Below are 16,351 nucleotides of genomic sequence, written 5' to 3' on the forward strand. Positions count from 1 at the left end.
GTCACATCACGTGACCCTCAGGAGGTGACCCTCAGACGTTGGGTGTGGTTCAGTTCTGCGAGGCGAGCCAGAGGTCGGGGCCGAAGACCTCGTAGTGGATCTTTGTGGCGGGGATGCCCTTGGCGATGGCCTGGGAGCGGACCTTCTGCATGAAGGGCAGCGGGCCGCAGAGGTAGACGTTCGCGTTCTCGGGGAGGTCCACGTCGGCGAGGTTCATGAAGCCCTCGTGCGTCTCGGCGCCGGCGGCGCCTGCGCCCACTGCGGCGAGTTCGGGCTTCTCGAGCCACACCTTCAGGCTCGCGCCGTCGATCTTCTGGACGTCGCCGAGCATCTGGTCGGACAGGGCCCACGTGTCGAGGCTGCGGTCGGCGTGCAGGGCGAGGACCTCGCGGCCCGAGCCGTTGGTGGCCAGAGCCCGCAGGATGGAGGCGGCCGGGGTGCAGCCGATGCCTGCGGTCGCGAGGACGAGGGGGCCGTCGCCGTCGTCGAGCGTCACGTCGCCGTATGGGTTGGAGAGCTCGACGACGTCGCCCACCTGGAACTTCTCGTGCATGATCGGCGAGACCTCGCCGCCGTCGTTGAACTTGGTGGTGATGACGCGGCGCTCGGTGGACTCGGCGTCGGCCGACAGCGTGTACTGGCGGGCCTGCAGGAGGCCGTCCGCGACCGGGATGCGGACCGAGACGAACTGGCCGGGCTCGCCCGGGGTCACGGGGGTGTCGTCGGCGGGCTCGAACACGAACGTCATCGTCGTGGGGCTCGCGGGCGTCTTCTCCACGATCTTCCAGGGCATCCACATCTTGTCGTTGGCCTGCTTGGCGTAGAGCCCCTTCTCGATCTTGATGAGGGCGTCCGCCATGAGCCAGTACACCTCGGTCCAGGCCGCAGCGACCTCGGGCGTGACGGCCTCGCCGAGGTCCTCGACGATGGCCTCGAAGAGGTACTTGTAAACGATCTGGTACTGGTCCTCGGTGATGCCGAGGGACGTGTGCTTGTGGGCGATGCGGCTGAGGACGGCCTCGGGGAGGGTGCCCGGGTTGTTCACGAGGTGGCTCGCGAAGGCCGCGATGGCGCCGGCGAGGGCCTGGCGCTGGGTGCCGTTCGCCTGGTTGGCGCGGGAGAAGGTCCCATTGAGCAGCTCGGGGTGCGCGGCGAACATCTTCTGGTAGAACAGCGGCGTGATCTCGCCGATCCGGCTCCCGACGAGCGGGAGGGTGGCTTCGATGACGGGGCGCGCGGTATCCGAGAGCATTGCGACTCCTCAAGCATGGGGCTGGTCCCCGACCGGGGACTTTGGCTTATTCCGCATCTGCGATGCTGAATTACCTACAGTCTTCTACTGGGCGTAGAAAATGGCAATCTGAGAAGCTGTGACGCTCGTCACGCAGCGTCACACGCTGTGGAGGCCTCGCCGTCGGCAGAGGGCAGGCGGCTCAGGCAGGCGGGCGCAGCCCGATCCGCACGAGCACCGGGCCCATCTGCCGCTCATGCGGCAGCGAGCTCACCACCACGCTGTCGAGCTCGCGGTAGAACGCCTCCCGGGCGCGCCGGAGGGCGCCGCGCAGCCCGCACTGGAAGTTCAGGGGGCAGTCCCCGTTGGGGGTTTCGCACTCGGCCAGGTCCTCACGCGTGTCGAGCGCGCGCAGGACGCCGCCGACCGTCGCCTTCCGCCCGGCCTCGCTCAGCTGGACCCCGCCGGAGCGGCCGCGCGTGGCCTCGACGTACCCGAGCTCGCGGAGCCTGAGGACGGCCTTGCTGACGTGGTTGTAGGGTGTGCCGACGCCGTCGGCGATGGTCCGCGTGGCCAGCGGGACGCCGGTGTCATTGGCAGCCAGCAGCATGAGAGCGCGCAGACTCACATCCTCGAAGGCCGTCATGCGCATGGCGAGTATTCTACGCCCGCCGCGGCCGGTGCCCGCCGGGCGTGACGACGACGGGGGTCAGGCGGTGAAGACCGCGGCCTCGTGCCCATCCGCTTCAAGCGCTCCGAAGACGTAGCCCTCGGCCGTGAGCTCGTAGGGCACGACGGCGGCCATCACCCCGCCGCCTGCGTGCTCGGCCGCGCCGTGGATGCCGTCGGAGCCGCGCTCCGGCAGGTGCACGTCGGACGCGAAGGCGACTGCGGTGTATCCCTCGCGGCCCTGCCGCAGCAGCTCGAGGACGTCCTCCATCATCGCCTCGGCGTCGAACTCCCCGTCGGGACCCGCCTCCGGCGGCGTGACCATCACGAGCCGCAGCTCGCCGTCGTGCGCGAGCGTGACGCCGAACGGCAGGAAGCCGCCGTTCTGCTCGAGGTGCTCCTGGGCCATGCCGAGCGCGGTGCCGAGCACCTGGCGGAGCTCGGCCTGCTGCTCAGCCAATGGCTTCTCCCCGGGCACAGTCAGGCCCGGACGATCGCGAGGACGGTGTCGCGCAGCTGCTCGAGGGTCGCGCGGTCCTTCGCCTCGCCGTTGAAGCGCAGGAACGGCTCCGTGTTCGAGGGGCGGAGGTTGAACCACCAGGTGCCGTCCGCGGCGGAGAAGGTGGTGCCGTCGAGCTCGTCGACCGCCACGTCGTCGCCCTCGTACTCCTCGCGGACCCGGGCCACGGCGGCGGCCTTGTCCTCGATCTCCGAGTTGATCTCGCCGGAGGCCACGTACGGCTCGTACTCGGCCGCGAGCTCGGAGAGCGGCTCCTCCTGCCCGCCGAGGGCCGCGAGGACGTGCATCGCGGCGAGCATGCCGGTGTCGGCGTTCCAGAAGTCGCGGAAGTAGTAGTGCGCGGAGTGCTCGCCGCCGAACACGGCGCCCTCCTCGGCCATCACGGCCTTGATGAAGGAGTGGCCCACGCGCGTGCGCACCGGGCGGCCGCCGTCGTGCTGGACCAGCTCCGGCACCGCGCGGGAGGTGATGAGGTTGTGGATGATGACCGGCTCGGCCTCGCCGGCGGCCTTGGCCCGTGCGATCTCGCGGCGCGCCACGAGCGCCGTGATGGCCGACGGCGAGACCGGCTCGCCCTTCTCGTCGATGACGAAGCAGCGGTCCGCGTCGCCGTCGAACGCGAGGCCGATATCCGCCCCGTGCCGCACGACCGCAACCTGCAGGTCGCGCAGGTTCTCCGGCTCGAGCGGGTTGGCCGGGTGGTTCGGGAAGGTGCCGTCGAGCTCGAAATACAGCGGGACGATCTCCAGCGGCAGGCCCGGCAGGAGCTGGTCGCCGAGCACCGCCGGGGTCGTGAGGCCGGCCATGCCGTTCCCCGCGTCCACGACCACCTTCAGCGGGCGGATGCCGCTCAGGTCCACGAGGCCGCGCAGGTACTCCGCGTAGTCGCGCAGGACATCGCGGACGGCGATCTGCCCGGGCTCGTCCACGGTCGGGATGGCGTCCGCGGCGAGGTACGCCTCGGCGGCCGCCTGGATCTCCTTCAGCCCCGTCTCCGAGGAGACCGGCTGCGCGCCGGGCTTGGCCATCTTGATCCCGTTGTACTGCGCGGGGTTGTGGCTGGCGGTGAAGGTCGCACCAGCCGCATTGAGTGCGCCGCAGGCGTAGTACAGCTCGTCGGTCGAGATCAGGTCCAGCGTCTCCACCCTGCCGCCCCGGGCTGCCGCGCCCCGGGCGAACGCGGCGATGAAGTCCGGCGACGACGGACGCATGTCCCCGCCCACCAGCACCGTCTGCCCGGCCAGGCCCAGCACGTCCACGAACGCCGCGCCGACGGCCTCGACAATGCGGGCATCGATGGTCTCGCCCACGATCCCGCGCACGTCGTACGCCTTGAAGGACGCGGACAGGTCGGTCAGGGGCGCGGTGCTTGTCGAGTCAGGGGCGGCGTTCACGTTGCTGGTCACGGGCTCGATTCTACTGGGGGGCGCCGACACCGGAGCCGGATCTTGAGCCGTGCGGACGCCGCGCCTAGGTTGAGCCCATGGACTGGACCCTCGAAGTTGTCATCCTGCCCGTCAGCGACATCGACCACTCGGTCGAGTTCTACCGCGACAAGGTCGGCTTCCACCTCGACCACGACACGAAGAACGAGCACATGCACGTCGTCCAGTTCACGCCCGAGGGCTCCGGCTGCTCGATCGTGTTCGGCGACCTGCCGCCCCAGCGCGCCATGGAGCCCGGCTCGCTCAAGGGCCTCCAGCTCGTCGTCGCGGACGCCGAGGCAGCCCGGGCGGAGCTGACGGGCCGTGGCGTTGAATGCTCGGAGCTCATGGTCTTCTCGCCCGACGACGGCGGTACGTTCTTCGGCTTCGACGACCCCGACGGCAACTCGTGGGCCGTCCAGCAGATCCGCGCCCGCGCCGAGAAGCCGCTCATCCCGCGCGAGCACCGGGGCCGGTTCGGCGCCGACTGAGACGCGCCGCCCCCGGCCGCAGGCCCCCGGAATTGTCGGCCATCTGCGGGTCGCGGCACCGTGCACCCGCGGTTGGCCGACAATCGCGGCCAGGCCGGGACGCACGACGGCGCGCCGCCCGCCTGAGCGGGGGACGCGCCGTCGTGCGTGGGCTCGTCAGCCGGTTGCCGGGCAGCGGCTCAGTAGGCCTTGACGCGCTGCTCGACGATGAGGTGGACGAGGGCGAAGGTCTTGTCCTCGTCGATCGCGCGGAGCGCGGCCTCGAGGGCGGCCGGAACGTCGGCGTCCTTCTCCACCCGGACGCCGAATCCGCCGAACGCCTGCGCCATCAGCGCGAAGTCCGGGTTCTTCAGCTGCGTGCCGGAGACGCGGTGCGGGTAGTGGCGCTCCTGGTGCGAGCGGATCGTGCCGTACTCCTGGTTGTCCATGACAATCACGAGCGGAGTCGCGCCGTACTGCGCCGCGGTGGCGAGCTCCTGGCCGTTCATGAGGAACTCGCCGTCGCCGGCGATCGTCACCACGCGCCGGCCCGGGTGGGCCAGGGAGGCGGCGACGGCCGAGGGGATGGAGTAGCCCATGGAGCCGTTGCGGGCCGAGATCATCGACGCGTACTTCTGGGTGGGGAAGTAGCGGTGGGCCCAGTTGGTGTGCTCGCCGGCGCCGAGGGTGATCATGGCGTCCTCGGGCAGGGACGCGCAGAGGTTGGCCATGAGGGTGTCCATCCGCGCCTGGCCGTCGGTGGGCGTGGCCGGGGGCAGGGCGGAGAACTTCTCCTGCTCGCCGCGCATGCGCTCGGTCCAGGCCTTCCACTGCTCGCGCGCGGGGAGGTTCATGAGGACGAGGTCGCGCACGAACGAGTCAGGCTTGGCGACGATCTGGTGCGAGACCGGGCCGGAGCGCCCGCGCAGGGAGGGGTCGATCGTGACGAGGAAGTTCTTCTTCGCCCAGTCCTGGCGGACCAGGAACCCGTCGGTGATGACGTCCCCGGGGACGGTGCCGACGAAGACCAGCAGGTCCGTCTCCTCGAGCAGGTTGTAGGTCGGCTTCGGGCGGCCGTAGCCGATCGGGCCGACGTAGGAGGGGGAGTCGAACGGGATGGTGCCCTCGCAGCGCCACTCGGCCGCGGCCGGGATGCTGTGGTCCTCGAGCCAGTTGGTCAGCGCGGTGGCGCCCTCCTGGGTCCAGTCGTTGCCGCCGACGACGAACAGCGGCTTCTCCGCCTCGGACAGGGCCGCCTTGAGCGCCTTCCAGTCGCTGACGGTCATGCCGCCCTCGGCCACGGGGATCACGGGGTGGATCTCGGCGTCGATCTCCTGCTGGATGATGTCCTCCGGCAGGCCCACGACCACGGGGCCGGGGCGCCCGCTCATCGCGGCGAACATCGCCTCGGCGACGATCTCGGAGGCGCGCTCGGCATGGTCCAGGACCATGACGCGCTTGGCGCCGGTGTCGAACCAGGACTTGATGTCGAACTCCTGGAACGCCTCGCGGTCGCGGTGCGCGAACGGGATCAGCCCGACGAACAGCACCATCGGGGTCGAGTCCTGCCACGCGGTGTGCAGGCCGACGTGCGCGTTCGCCGCTCCGGGCCCGCGGGTGACCATGGCCACGCCGGGGAGCTGGTTCATCTTCCCGTCGGCCTCGGCCATGTAGGCCGCGCCGCCCTCGTGGCGGCACACGACCGTCTCGATCGAGGCGTTGTGGAGGCCGTCGAGCACGTCCAGGAACGACTCGCCGGGAACCACATACGTCCGCTTCACGCCATGGGCGGCGAGGGAATCGACGATCACGTGGCCCGCGGACTTCCGCTCGGGCTGCTTCGGCTGGGACTGCTTCTGCTCGGGGGACTGGCCTGCCTGCTCCGGCAGGGTGGCATCAGAAAGGGGCGGCACCGTCGCCGTCATGACACGTTCCTTCTCGTTGGCACTGAGATGCCACTACGGTATCGGGACGGGAACTCTCGGGTCACCGTGAAGTGTCGGAGGTCACGGCCATACTGGAAGACATGGTCCCGAGCCCGCAGCAAGCAGCCCATTCAGCGGAAAATATGACACAACGTGACGAGGCGGACGGTCGCGGTGACGGTCTCCGCGACCACGCCCGCAGGGTCCTGCGCACCCTCGTCGGACGGGACGACGCCGACTTCCACCCTGGACAGTTCGAAGCCATCGAGGCCCTCGTCGCCCAGGGACGGCGCACCCTCGTGGTCCAGCGCACCGGCTGGGGCAAGTCCGCCGTGTACTTCGTGGCATCCCTGCTCCTGCGCGCGCAGGGCGCCGGGCCCACACTCCTCGTCTCGCCCCTCCTCGCGCTCATGAGGGACCAGGTCGCGGCCGCCGCACGCGCCGGCGTGCGGGCCGTGGCGATCAATTCGGCGAACCGGCTCGAATGGGACGAGGTGCACGCCGCGCTCGAGGCCGACGCGGCCGACGTCGTCCTCATCTCCCCGGAGCGGCTCACGAACCCGGGGTTCCGCGAGCAGCACCTGCCTGAACTGCTCGCCCGCACCGGCCTGCTTGTGGTGGACGAGGCCCACTGCATCTCGGACTGGGGCCACGACTTCCGGCCCGACTACCGCCGCATCGCGGCCCTCATCGACGAGCTCCCGGCGTCGGTCCCCGTCCTCGCGACGACGGCCACCGCCAACGCCCGCGTCGTCCGGGACATCGAGGAGCAGCTCGGCACGGACGTCCTCACACTGAGGGGGCCGCTCGGGCGGGAGTCGCTGCGCCTCGGCGTCCTGGCGCTGCCCGACGCCGGGCACCGCCTCGCGTGGCTGCTCGCCCGCCTCGAGGGGCTGCCCGGGAGCGGGATCATCTACACGCTCACGGTTTCCGCAGCGGAGGACACGGCCCGGATCCTCGCCGAGGCCGGCCACCGCGTGCTGGCCTACACGGGCAAGACCGACACGGCGGAGCGCGAGCAGGCCGAGCAGCTCCTCAAGGACAACCAGGTCAAGGCGCTCGTCGCGACGAGCGCCCTCGGAATGGGGTTCGACAAGCCGGACCTCGGCTTCGTCGTGCATCTGGGGGCGCCGTCGAGCCCGGTCGCCTACTACCAGCAGGTGGGACGTGCTGGGCGCGGCTCCGCCAACGCTGACGTGCTCCTCCTGCCCGGCCCTGAGGACCGCGACATCTGGCGCTACTTCGCGACAGCGTCCATGCCCGACGAGGGCAGGGCCAACGCGGTCATCGCGGCGCTCTCGGAAGCCGGCCGACCCCTCTCGACCGTGGCGCTCGAGTCCCTCGTGGAGCTGCGCCGAACCCAGCTCGAGCTGCTCCTGAAGGTCCTCGCCGTGGACGGGGCGGTGGAGCGGGTTGGCGGCGGATGGCAGGCCACGGGTATCCCGTGGCAGTACGACGGCGAGCGGTACGCCCGCATCGCCGAGGCGCGCGTCGCCGAGCAGGACTCGATGGTGGTGTACGAGGAGACCGCCGGGTGCCGCATGGAGTACATCACGAGCGTGCTCGACGACGAGACGGCAGCCCCGTGCGGACGCTGCGACAACTGCGCCGGCCGCTGGTTCCCGGACGACGTCGACCCGTCGCTGCTCGAGCGCGCCGGTGCCAAGCTGCGGCACGCCGGCGTCCCCATCGAGCCGCGGGCCCAGTGGCCCAGCGGCATGGAGAAGCTCGGGGTGCGGGTCAAGGGCAGGATCTCCGCGGAGGAGCAGCTCGCCGAGGGCCGGGCACTCGCCCGCCTCACCGACCTCGGCTATGGGGGACCGCTCCGCGAGCTGTTCGCCGCCGGCGCCCCCGACGCGGAAGTTCCCCCGGCGCTCGCGCGCGCCTGTGTCGAGCTCCTGGCGGCATGGGCGCAGGGCGACTCGTCGGCGGGCCCGTGGAGCGGCGCTGGGCGACCCGCCGCCGTCGTGAGCGTCCCCTCCGCGACGCGTCCGCGGCTGGTGGACTCGCTCGCGCGTGGCATCGCCCAGGTGGGGCGGCTCCCGTACCTCGGGTCGCTCGAGCGCACCGGTGCCGCTCGGCCCGGGCAGGGCGGCGGCAACAGCGCATTCCGGCTCGCCGGGGTCTGGGAGGCGTTCGACGTCGGCCCCCACCTCCGCGAGGCACTCGCCCGGGTCGCGGGGCAGCCGGTGCTGCTCGTCGACGACCTGGTGGACAGCCGGTGGACCGCGACAGTGGCCGGAAGGCTGCTGCGACGGGAGGGAGCGGGGGCGGTCCTGCCGCTCGCGCTGGCCCAGGCCGGGTAGGGCGAGGAGGCGGGCGACGGGGCATCGCTCGACACGCTCCGTGTCGCAGATCACACAATGATCACGAAATGGTCTCATTTCGATAGGCTGGAGCCGACCGATCGCCAGCCACAGGAGGGAATGGCCCAGATCGTGAGCCGCAAGGCCCCGCCGATTGTCCGCCGCCTGGCGTTGTGTGCCGCCGTTCTCGGTGCCCTCATGCTGGGCCTCCAGCTGCTCATGGTCCCCCAGGCCGGCCCGGCCACGGCTGCAGCCGCGAGACCGCCCCTCCAGACCCCTGCGGACCAGCTGAATCCGTCTCCGGATCCCCAACAGCTGCTTCCCCAGCCGCCGTCCCCGACGAGCACCCCGAGCCCCACGCCGTCCGCAGCGCCGCCCAAGGCGCAGGTGAGCCTCGTCCGCTCGGCCTGCGACTCGGTGCGCCTGGCGGCCCAGACCGACCAGGGCGCGATGCTCGCCTACCGCATCACCGACGAGGCCGGGCACGAGGCGGCGTCGGGGAGGTTCACCGGGTCGGCTGACATGATCGTCCCGCTCTCGACCGGGCACGCCTACACGGCGAGCGTGAGCCAGGCCCCGGAGGGTGCTGCGCTTGCGACCTCCGCCGCTGCGGACCTCACCGCACCCTGCCCCGTCGCGGTGGCGGCTGATGCCCCGCTGTTCTCGGACCCGTGCGGCACCGACCGCGACGCCGTCCTCGTGCCCCGGATCATCGGAGTCGACTACCGCGTGGGGGAGACCCTCCTCGCCGCCGGGTCCAACTCAGCGTTCGGCACCGTCACCGTTATCGCCTCCGCGCGGCCCGGGTACTCGATGGGCGGGCCGACGCAGTGGACTCATCAGTTCTCCTCGGCGCCGTGCCCCGACAGCCAGCAGCAGCCGCTTCCGCCGACGGCAGCTGCGCCTGCTCCGCCCCCGGCGCCCCCGAGCGCGGAGCCGCAGCCGCCATCCGCGCCCTCGCCCGCCGCGACCGCCGACCACCCCGCCGGCGGGGACTGGCAGGCCTCCACCGGCACACCCGCGGAGCATTCTTCCCAGACCGCTGCCTCCGCCTGGGCACCGGGTCCGCTGGCATGGGGCATCATGATCGCCCTGGCGGTCGCGGGCGGGATCCTCTTCTGGTCCAAGACACGCCACTGAGCCCCAGCCGGCGCAAGCGAGAAGCGCCCCCGGTCCGAAGACCGGGGGCGCATCTCGTATTCACATGGCGGAGACGGGGGGATTTGAACCCCCGGTCCAAGTTTCCCCGGACCCTTCATTAGCAGTGAAGTCCATTCGGCCGCTCTGGCACGTCTCCTTGCTGTCGCCAGCCTGACAAGCGTACCCAGAACGGTGGCGGAGACGCAAAAGCGCCCCGCCCTTCCGTCTGGGGGTCACGTTCTGGGGGTCACCTTCCGGGGGTCACCTTCTGGGGGTCACGTTCTGGGGGTCACCTTCCGGGGGTCACCTTCTGGGAGTCACCTTCTGGGGGTCACCTTCTGGGAGTCACCGGAGGTGACCCTCAGAACGTGACCCCCAGAAGGGGGCTAGTGCAGGGACCCGGTCAGTGCCCGCCACAGGAAAGTCTGGCTGCGGGCCTGGAGCGCAGCCGCCTGCCGGTTGTCGCTCGCTCCGGCGTGGCCGCCCTCGAGGGCCTCGTGGAACCAGACGTTCCGGATCCCCATGGCCTCCATGCGTGCGGCCATCTTGCGCGCCTGCACGGGCCCCACCCGGTCGTCGGAGGTCGCCGTCCAGATGAAGGTGTCCGGGTACTCCACCCCGTCACGCAGCAGGTGGTACGGCGAGAAGGTCCGGAGGAACTCCCACTCCTCTGGCTTGTCCGGGTCGCCGTACTCGGCGATCCACGAGTAGCCCGCGGAGAGCTTCGTGTACCGGCGCATGTCCAGGAGCGGCACCCCGCAGGAGATCGCCCCGAACAGCTCCGGATAGTGGACGAGCATGTTCCCGACGAGCAGGCCGCCGTTCGAGCCGCCCGAGCAGCCCAGATGCTGCGGCGAGGTGACGCCGCGCCGGATGAGGTCCCGGGCGACCGCGGCGAAGTCCTCGTAGGCCCGGTGCCGGTTCGCCTTGAGCGCCGCCTGGTGCCACGCGGGCCCGTACTCGCCGCCGCCGCGGATGTTCGCCACGACGTACACGCCGCCCTTCTCGAGCCACGCCCTGCCGACCGTGCCGGAGTAGGCGGGCGTCCTGGCGATCTCGAACCCGCCGTAGCCGGAGAGCTGGGTCGGGGCAGTTCCCTCCAGCTCGAGTCCGAGGGGGGAAACCTGGAAATATGGCACCCGCGTGCCGTCCGCGGAGACCGCGAAGTGCTGCTCCACTTCGAACCGGGATTCGTCGAAGAACGACGGCGCCCGCTTGACTGCCGCGTGCTCCCCGCCGAGGGTTCCGCGCAGGAGGGTGGTGGGCGTCAGGAATCCTGTCGCGATGAGCCAGTAGTCGTCGCCTGCCTCGGGGTCCTCGTCGTCCACGGCGAAGCTCTCGACGAGGTGCAGCGGCGGGCACGCGTCGAGCGTCCGAGGCGACCACTCGGCGTCGTGCGCTCCGGACCCGGGCTCCGGCGGCGTGAGCACCCGGATCTCGGAGGAGACGTCGCGGAGCAGGTTGAGCATGAGGTGGCTCTTCGTCCAGGACCAGGACTGGAGCGAGGTGTGCTCATCGGGGGTGAACAGGACGGTGAGGTCCCGTGACCCTGCCATGAACTCGTCGAAGCCGGCCACGAGCAGGGAGCCGCCGGGGTACACCCGCCCGTCGCTGCTTCCGCCGACGGTCCAATCGCGCTGGGGCCGGAACAGGATCCACTGGCGGTGCAGGTCCACGTCGACATTGGTGGGCACGGGGATCGGCGCCCAGGCCCCGTCCACCCAGACCGAGTGCTGGACGTCGAAGAAGCTGATCCGGTCGCTCGCGAGGAGCCGCTCGAAGCCTGGGGTGTCGTCGAAGCCCGCGGAGGCCATCATGTGCTCCGCGGGGACCTCGAAGATGGTCTCGGCGTCCGCCAGATCGCAGCCGCGTGCCAGCTTCCGCACGATGCGGGGGTACGAGGACGTAGTCGAGGCGTCCTCGCCGAGGGTCGAGGAGACCAGCAGCGTGTCGGCGTCGATCCAGTCCACCCCGCCCTTGGCGGCCGGCAGTTCGAAGCCGCCTGCTGCGGGATCCACGAAGGCGCGGTCCTCGACGTCGTACTCGCGCAGGGCCGCGGCGTCTCCCCCGTCGGGGGAGAGCCGGACCATGCAGCGGCGCCATGAGACGTTGTCATCCGGGCGGAGGAAGCTTGCCCCGCCCCACACCCACTCGGTTCCCTCGGCGGCGGCGAGCGCGTCGAGGTCGAGCACCGCCTCCCACTCGGGCGATTCGGTCACGTAGCTGTCCCACCGGGTCCGCCGCCACACGCCCTTGGGGTGCTCGGCGTCGCGCCAGAAGTTGTAGTACCAGTGGCCGCGCTTAGCCACCATCGGAATGCGGTCCGTCGAGTCCATGACCTCGAGGATGCGGGCCTCGAGCTGCGCGTACTCGGCGTCCACGAGCAGGTCCTCGGTGCGGGCGTTCTGCTCGCGCACCCACGCCAGCTGGTCCTCGCCGTGGATGTCCTCGAGCCACAGGTTCTCGTCCACAGGCTCCCCGGGGAGGTGGGCCCACGTCTCGGTGTCGGCGGGCTGCGCTGTCTCGGCAGGGGTGGTGTCCGGGGTCATGGGCCCATCCTTCCACGCCGCGGGTTAAGCTCAACCCTATGGTCCGGGGAGGTGTGCAGCGCGTAGCCGTGGTGGGGGGCGGGCCGCGCGGACTCTCCGCGGTGGAGCGGCTGCTCGCCGTCCGGGCAGCGCAGTGGGCCCCGGGGACCACGCTTGAGATCACCGTCTACGACCCCTTCGATCCGGGCCCGGGCAAGGTCTGGCGCACAGGGCAGCCGCGACTGTTCCTGATGAACACGCCCTCCTTCTATCCCACTGTGATCCCGAGCGAGCCGGGCATGGCCAAGCCCCTCGCCGGGACCAGCTTCAACGCGTGGCGCGCCGCGCAGCGCGACGCGATCCGCGCGGGACAGTGCGGCCTCGGCCCCGAGGAGCAGGCCGAGCTCAGCCGCCTCGACGCGAGCGGGTTCCCGCCCAGGGCGCTCTACGGGCGCTACCTGGCCGAGACGTGGCAGGCGATCCTCGACGCTGCGCCGTCCGGCGCCGTCGTGCGCCACGTGCCGCAGGAGGTGGCCCGGGTCGGGCGCACTCCGCACGGGTTCGCGGTCACGACGGCGAGCGGGCGCGCGCGGGAGGCCGACGCCGTCGTGCTCGCCCTCGGGCACGTCCAGTCGCGGCTCGGCCGTGACCAGCGCGTCCTGGCGGAATCCGCCGAACGGCTCGGCCTGACCTACCTTCCGCCGGCGGCTCCGGCGGATGTGGACTGGGACAGGCTGCCGGCCGGGAAGACCGTCCTGGTGCGCGGCATGGGGCTGAACTTCTTCGACGTCATGGTCCAGCTCACCGAGGGCCGGGGCGGCCGGTTCTCGGAACGGCCCGACGGGCGCCTCGCGTACGAGGCCTCCGGGCAGGAGCCGCGGATCGTCGCGGCGTCACGGCGCGGGGTGCCCTACCGCGGCAAGGCGGAACTGGACTCGTACTACGCCCCTTCCATCCGGCTGCGCTGGTTCACCCGGGCCGCTGCCCTGGCCCCCCGGCGGGCAGGCATCGAGCCGTCCTTCGACCAGGACCTGTGGCCGCTCCTGCACCGCGACACCCTCTGGGCCTACTACTCGACGCTCGCGCGGGTCGAGCCCGAGTCCGTGTCCGAGGGGTTCCTCGCCCGGCTCGACGAGGCGCTTGCCGTCGAGGGCCCCGCGTGGGAGCCGCGCGTGGCGCGCGTGGCGCGCGACGGCGTCGCCCCGGCTCGGCGGCTCGACCTCCGCGCGCTCGGCGCACCGCTGGCCGGCTGGCACGCGCAGGACCGGTCCGACCTCGACGCCCGCGTGCTCGCGTACCTCGACGAGGACGCCGCGGGGAGCGCGCGCGGCGAGGACGACCCGGTCAAGATGGCCATCGCCGCGCTGCACCGCGGCCGCGCCGTGCTCAAGGAGGCGGTCGCGGACGGCGGGATCACCGAGGAGTCCTGGGTCTCGGGGCTGCGCGCCTGGTTCGAGGGCCTCGTCGAGGGGCTCGCGAGCGGCCCGCCGGCCCTGCGGATCCGGCAGATGGCGGCGCTCATGCGCGCAGGCGTCGTGGGAACGGTCGGGCCCGAGCCGCGCTTCTCGATCGACCGCTCGGAGCCGGCATTCACGGCGTCGTCCCCGTGGGTGGCGGCGCCCGAGGTGCGCTCGAGGTACCTCGTCGAGGCCCTCGCCCCTGCCAACGTCGTCGCGCAGTCGGACTCCGCGCTCCTGTCGGGGCTGCTCGCGGACGGCCTCGTGCGCCCCAGATTCCTTGCCGGTACCGACGGCGTCCCGCGCCCCTCGACCGGTCTCGACGTCACGGCGCCGCCCTACCGCGCGCTGGACGTGAACGGGCAGCCCGTCGAGGGGCTGTACGTCCTCGGGCTCCAGCTTTCGGCGGTGCAGTGGGGGACGGCGATCGCGGCCGAGGCCCATGCGTTCGCTGCCCCCGGCGAGGCGCACGACGGCGCCCCGTACCCGAGTGGGCAGCGCACGCTCCGCGACGCGGACGCGATTGCGAGGGACATCCTCGGCTTCGGCGCCTGAGCCCAGCCGGCGGCCTTGGGTACGGCGACGGCCGGCGCCTTCCGTGGGGAAGGCCCGGCCGTCGCCGTGCGTGCCCCGTGCGGGCCTCAGGCCCCGTCAAGGACCCGCGTCAGGTCAGCGGGCGCAGACCTTCGCGTAGTTCTTCGCCAGGGACTCGAGGGCCTGGGCTGACCGGTCGCCCGGGCGATCGAGGGTGGAACCGAGGTCGAGGCAGGAGCCCGTCACCGTCGGCACCGAGACCGGCAGCGTCACCGTGGTACCCGACTCCAGCGCCGAGGCCACGAAGGTCCCGCCCTGCAGCGCGTACGGAGCGCGGAAGTCCAGGGCTGCCTTGCCGCCGGCCACCGCGAAGGTGCCGATGAGCCGCGGCTCGCCGGACGCCGGGTAGTAGGTGAGCGAGAGCTGCGTGTTCGTCGGCGAGCCGAGCGAGGTGAGGTCGAGGCCTTGCACGGTGACGGAGAGCTGCTGGCCGCCGGTGACGGTGGCCGGCGCGTTCAGCACCTCGGCGCTGCGCTTGGCGAAGTCCGGCGCGACCGGCTGGTGGCCGGACAGGTAGCCGATCCACGCGTCTCGGTCGATCAGGCCCGAGTCGCGCGTGGACGTGCCCTGTGCGAACACATGGAAGTTGTCCCCGCCCTGGGCGAGGAAGCTGAACGTGCCGACGCGGTACGAACGCTGCGGGTCGATCGGTGCGCCATTGATGCGGACGGATGTGATGCGGTCGCCCTCCGGCCGGGTCGAGTCGAAGGTGTAGGTGAGGTTCTTCGAGGTGCCCAGCTGCAGGTACGGACGGCTCGGGACCTTGCCCGCCGCGTCGCGCTGCCACTGCTGCTCGAGCATCGTCTTGACCTGGGCACCGGTGAGCGACGTGGTCCAGAGGTTGTTCACGAACGGCAGGACGGCGTTCGCCTCGGCGTACGTGACGACGCCGTCCGGCGCGTAGTAGAGCTCCGAGCGGAGGCCGCCCGGGTTCACGACGCCGATCTCCGCGCCGCCCAGGGTCGGATCCTTGAGAGAGTCGAGGAGCGAGTCGGCGACGAGACCGCTGAGGGTGGACGACGACGCGCGGTCGTCCCGCGTGCCCCCGGAGAACGCGGTGGTGATGTCGGCGGTGACCGCCCCCACCGGCGTCCCGCCGATCGCGTCGGCCGCCTTGAGCGCCTTGTCGACGATGCCCTGGACCGCGGCGACGCGCGGGAACTGGGCCGCCAGCCCGGCGTCGTCCGCGGTGGTGCGCTTGATGTTGCCCTGCGAGTAGGCGACGACGTGCTTGGTCGCCGTGTCGACGCTCAGGTCGATACTGCCGATCTTCTCGCCGTAGCTGCCCGTCTGCAGCACGGGGCGGGTCTTGCCCGGCTGCCCGGGAACGGGGCCGTCCCAGGCGTATTCCTTGTGGGTATGGCCGGTGAGGATCGCCGCCACGTCGGCCGACGTCTGGGTCACGAGCTTCGAGAAGGCGCCCCCCGCGGCGATCTCGGCCTCGAGGGTCGCGCCCTCCGGGGTGCCGGCGCCGGCGCCCTCGTGGTATTCCGCCACGATCACGTCCGCCGCGTTGGAGGCCTTGATCTGGCCCGCGACACGGTTGACGGCGTCCGTCGGATCCCCGAAGTCCAGGTTGGCGATGCCGCCCGGGGAGACGAGCATGGGCGTTTCCTGGGTGACGACGCCGACCACGGCCACGCGCACGCCGTTGGCGTCGACGACCCGGTACTCCGGCAGGGCCGGCGTCTGGGTGCCCTTGAGGTAGACGTTCGCGCCGAGGTAGTCGAACCTCGCGATCGCGCCGCCGTCGACGACGCGGCCCGTCAGGTCCGCGAAGCCCTTGTCGAACTCGTGGTTGCCCACAGCGCTGGCCTTGAGGTCGAGCGCGTTGAGCACGTCGATGGTCGGCTGGTCGCCCTGGCTCGCGGAAGCGAACAGGGACGCGCCGATGTTGTCCCCCGCGGAGAGCAGGACGGCATTGCCGCCCGGCGCGGAGGCCTTGAGCTGCTCGACGGTCCCGGCGACCTTGACGGTGTTCTTGTCGATGCGGCCGTGGAAATCGTTGATGTTGATCAGGCGGACGTCCACCGTCGAGGCGGCGGCTGCCGGGGCGGCCAGGGCGGCCGAGACCGGGATCGCCGCGA

General features: G+C 71.6%; 10 protein-coding genes, 1 tRNA gene and 1 pseudogene. 4 read left to right on the forward strand and 8 right to left on the reverse strand.

Annotation, left to right across the window (positions count from 1 at the left end; all coding sequences use genetic code 11):
* Positions 1 to 49: 49 nt before the first annotated feature.
* From ACQ5BE_RS11020 to ACQ5BE_RS11035, 4 genes are all read right to left on the reverse strand, one after another.
* On the reverse strand, positions 50 to 1,252 hold the full coding sequence (locus tag ACQ5BE_RS11020; RefSeq protein ID WP_430297068.1) for a globin domain-containing protein: 1,203 nt from the start codon (positions 1,250 to 1,252) through the stop codon (positions 50 to 52).
* 181 nt (positions 1,253 to 1,433) lie between these two features.
* Positions 1,434 to 1,883 (reverse strand): RrF2 family transcriptional regulator, encoded by a 450-nt coding sequence (locus tag ACQ5BE_RS11025; RefSeq protein WP_430297069.1) that lies wholly within the window; start codon positions 1,881 to 1,883, stop codon positions 1,434 to 1,436.
* A gap of 57 nt (positions 1,884 to 1,940) precedes the next feature.
* Positions 1,941 to 2,360, reverse strand: coding sequence for a hypothetical protein (locus ACQ5BE_RS11030; protein ID WP_430297070.1), 420 nt, complete (start codon positions 2,358 to 2,360; stop codon positions 1,941 to 1,943).
* A gap of 20 nt (positions 2,361 to 2,380) precedes the next feature.
* A complete protein-coding gene (locus tag ACQ5BE_RS11035; protein WP_430297071.1) occupies positions 2,381 to 3,826 on the reverse strand; it encodes a phosphomannomutase/phosphoglucomutase in 1,446 nt (481 codons plus the stop codon).
* Positions 3,827 to 3,903: 77 nt separating this feature from the next.
* Between ACQ5BE_RS11035 and ACQ5BE_RS11040 the strand changes: the two genes are divergently transcribed.
* Complete coding sequence (locus ACQ5BE_RS11040; RefSeq protein WP_430297072.1) at positions 3,904 to 4,335, forward strand: VOC family protein; 432 nt, start codon at positions 3,904 to 3,906, stop codon at positions 4,333 to 4,335.
* Positions 4,336 to 4,514: 179 nt separating this feature from the next.
* Here ACQ5BE_RS11040 and ACQ5BE_RS11045 read toward each other — a convergent pair whose 3' ends face one another.
* Positions 4,515 to 6,239 carry a thiamine pyrophosphate-dependent enzyme gene (locus tag ACQ5BE_RS11045; RefSeq protein WP_430297073.1) on the reverse strand — a complete coding sequence of 575 codons (1,725 nt, stop codon included), beginning with the start codon at positions 6,237 to 6,239 and terminating at the stop codon, positions 4,515 to 4,517.
* A 143-nt stretch (positions 6,240 to 6,382) separates the two neighbouring features.
* Between ACQ5BE_RS11045 and ACQ5BE_RS11050 the strand changes: the two genes are divergently transcribed.
* Both ACQ5BE_RS11050 and ACQ5BE_RS11055 read left to right on the forward strand, forming a co-directional pair.
* A complete protein-coding gene (locus tag ACQ5BE_RS11050; RefSeq protein WP_430297074.1) occupies positions 6,383 to 8,545 on the forward strand; it encodes a RecQ family ATP-dependent DNA helicase in 2,163 nt (720 codons plus the stop codon).
* Positions 8,546 to 8,665: 120 nt separating this feature from the next.
* Positions 8,666 to 9,685, forward strand: coding sequence for a hypothetical protein (locus ACQ5BE_RS11055; RefSeq protein WP_430297075.1), 1,020 nt, complete (start codon positions 8,666 to 8,668; stop codon positions 9,683 to 9,685).
* Between the two features lie 65 nt (positions 9,686 to 9,750).
* Here the strand turns inward: ACQ5BE_RS11055 and ACQ5BE_RS11060 are convergent.
* Together ACQ5BE_RS11060 and ACQ5BE_RS11065 are read right to left on the reverse strand one after the other, a co-directional pair.
* Positions 9,751 to 9,842 (reverse strand) — tRNA-Ser (locus ACQ5BE_RS11060).
* A gap of 229 nt (positions 9,843 to 10,071) precedes the next feature.
* The gene (locus ACQ5BE_RS11065) at positions 10,072 to 12,234 is read right to left on the reverse strand and encodes a prolyl oligopeptidase family serine peptidase (protein WP_430297076.1); all 2,163 of its coding nucleotides are present in this window, start codon (positions 12,232 to 12,234) and stop codon (positions 10,072 to 10,074) included.
* A gap of 38 nt (positions 12,235 to 12,272) precedes the next feature.
* Between ACQ5BE_RS11065 and ACQ5BE_RS11070 the strand changes: the two genes are divergently transcribed.
* Positions 12,273 to 14,225 carry an FAD/NAD(P)-binding protein gene (locus tag ACQ5BE_RS11070; RefSeq protein ID WP_430297077.1) on the forward strand — a complete coding sequence of 651 codons (1,953 nt, stop codon included), beginning with the start codon at positions 12,273 to 12,275 and terminating at the stop codon, positions 14,223 to 14,225.
* Positions 14,226 to 14,339: 114 nt separating this feature from the next.
* Here the strand turns inward: ACQ5BE_RS11070 and ACQ5BE_RS11075 are convergent.
* A pseudogene (locus ACQ5BE_RS11075) lies at positions 14,340 to 16,301 on the reverse strand (bifunctional metallophosphatase/5'-nucleotidase); the annotation flags it as partial.
* Positions 16,302 to 16,351 lie beyond the last annotated feature (50 nt).

Source organism: Sinomonas sp. B1-1 (assembly GCF_050474465.1).
In the GTDB taxonomy this organism is placed as follows: domain Bacteria; phylum Actinomycetota; class Actinomycetes; order Actinomycetales; family Micrococcaceae; genus Sinomonas; species Sinomonas flava.

Excerpts from the sequence above, each read along its gene's own strand:
- ACQ5BE_RS11055 (WP_430297075.1), top strand. The coding sequence starts at position 8,666 with ATGGCCCAGATCGTGAGCCGCAAGGCCCCGCCGATTGTCCGCCGCCTG.
- ACQ5BE_RS11050 (WP_430297074.1), top strand. The coding sequence starts at position 6,383 with ATGACACAACGTGACGAGGCGGACGGTCGCGGTGACGGTCTCCGCGAC.
- ACQ5BE_RS11020 (WP_430297068.1), bottom strand. The coding sequence starts at position 1,252 with ATGCTCTCGGATACCGCGCGCCCCGTCATCGAAGCCACCCTCCCGCTC.
- ACQ5BE_RS11045 (WP_430297073.1), bottom strand. The coding sequence starts at position 6,239 with ATGACGGCGACGGTGCCGCCCCTTTCTGATGCCACCCTGCCGGAGCAG.
- ACQ5BE_RS11040 (WP_430297072.1), top strand. The coding sequence starts at position 3,904 with ATGGACTGGACCCTCGAAGTTGTCATCCTGCCCGTCAGCGACATCGAC.
- ACQ5BE_RS11025 (WP_430297069.1), bottom strand. The coding sequence starts at position 1,883 with ATGCGCATGACGGCCTTCGAGGATGTGAGTCTGCGCGCTCTCATGCTG.
- ACQ5BE_RS11065 (WP_430297076.1), bottom strand. The coding sequence starts at position 12,234 with ATGACCCCGGACACCACCCCTGCCGAGACAGCGCAGCCCGCCGACACC.
- ACQ5BE_RS11070 (WP_430297077.1), top strand. The coding sequence starts at position 12,273 with ATGGTCCGGGGAGGTGTGCAGCGCGTAGCCGTGGTGGGGGGCGGGCCG.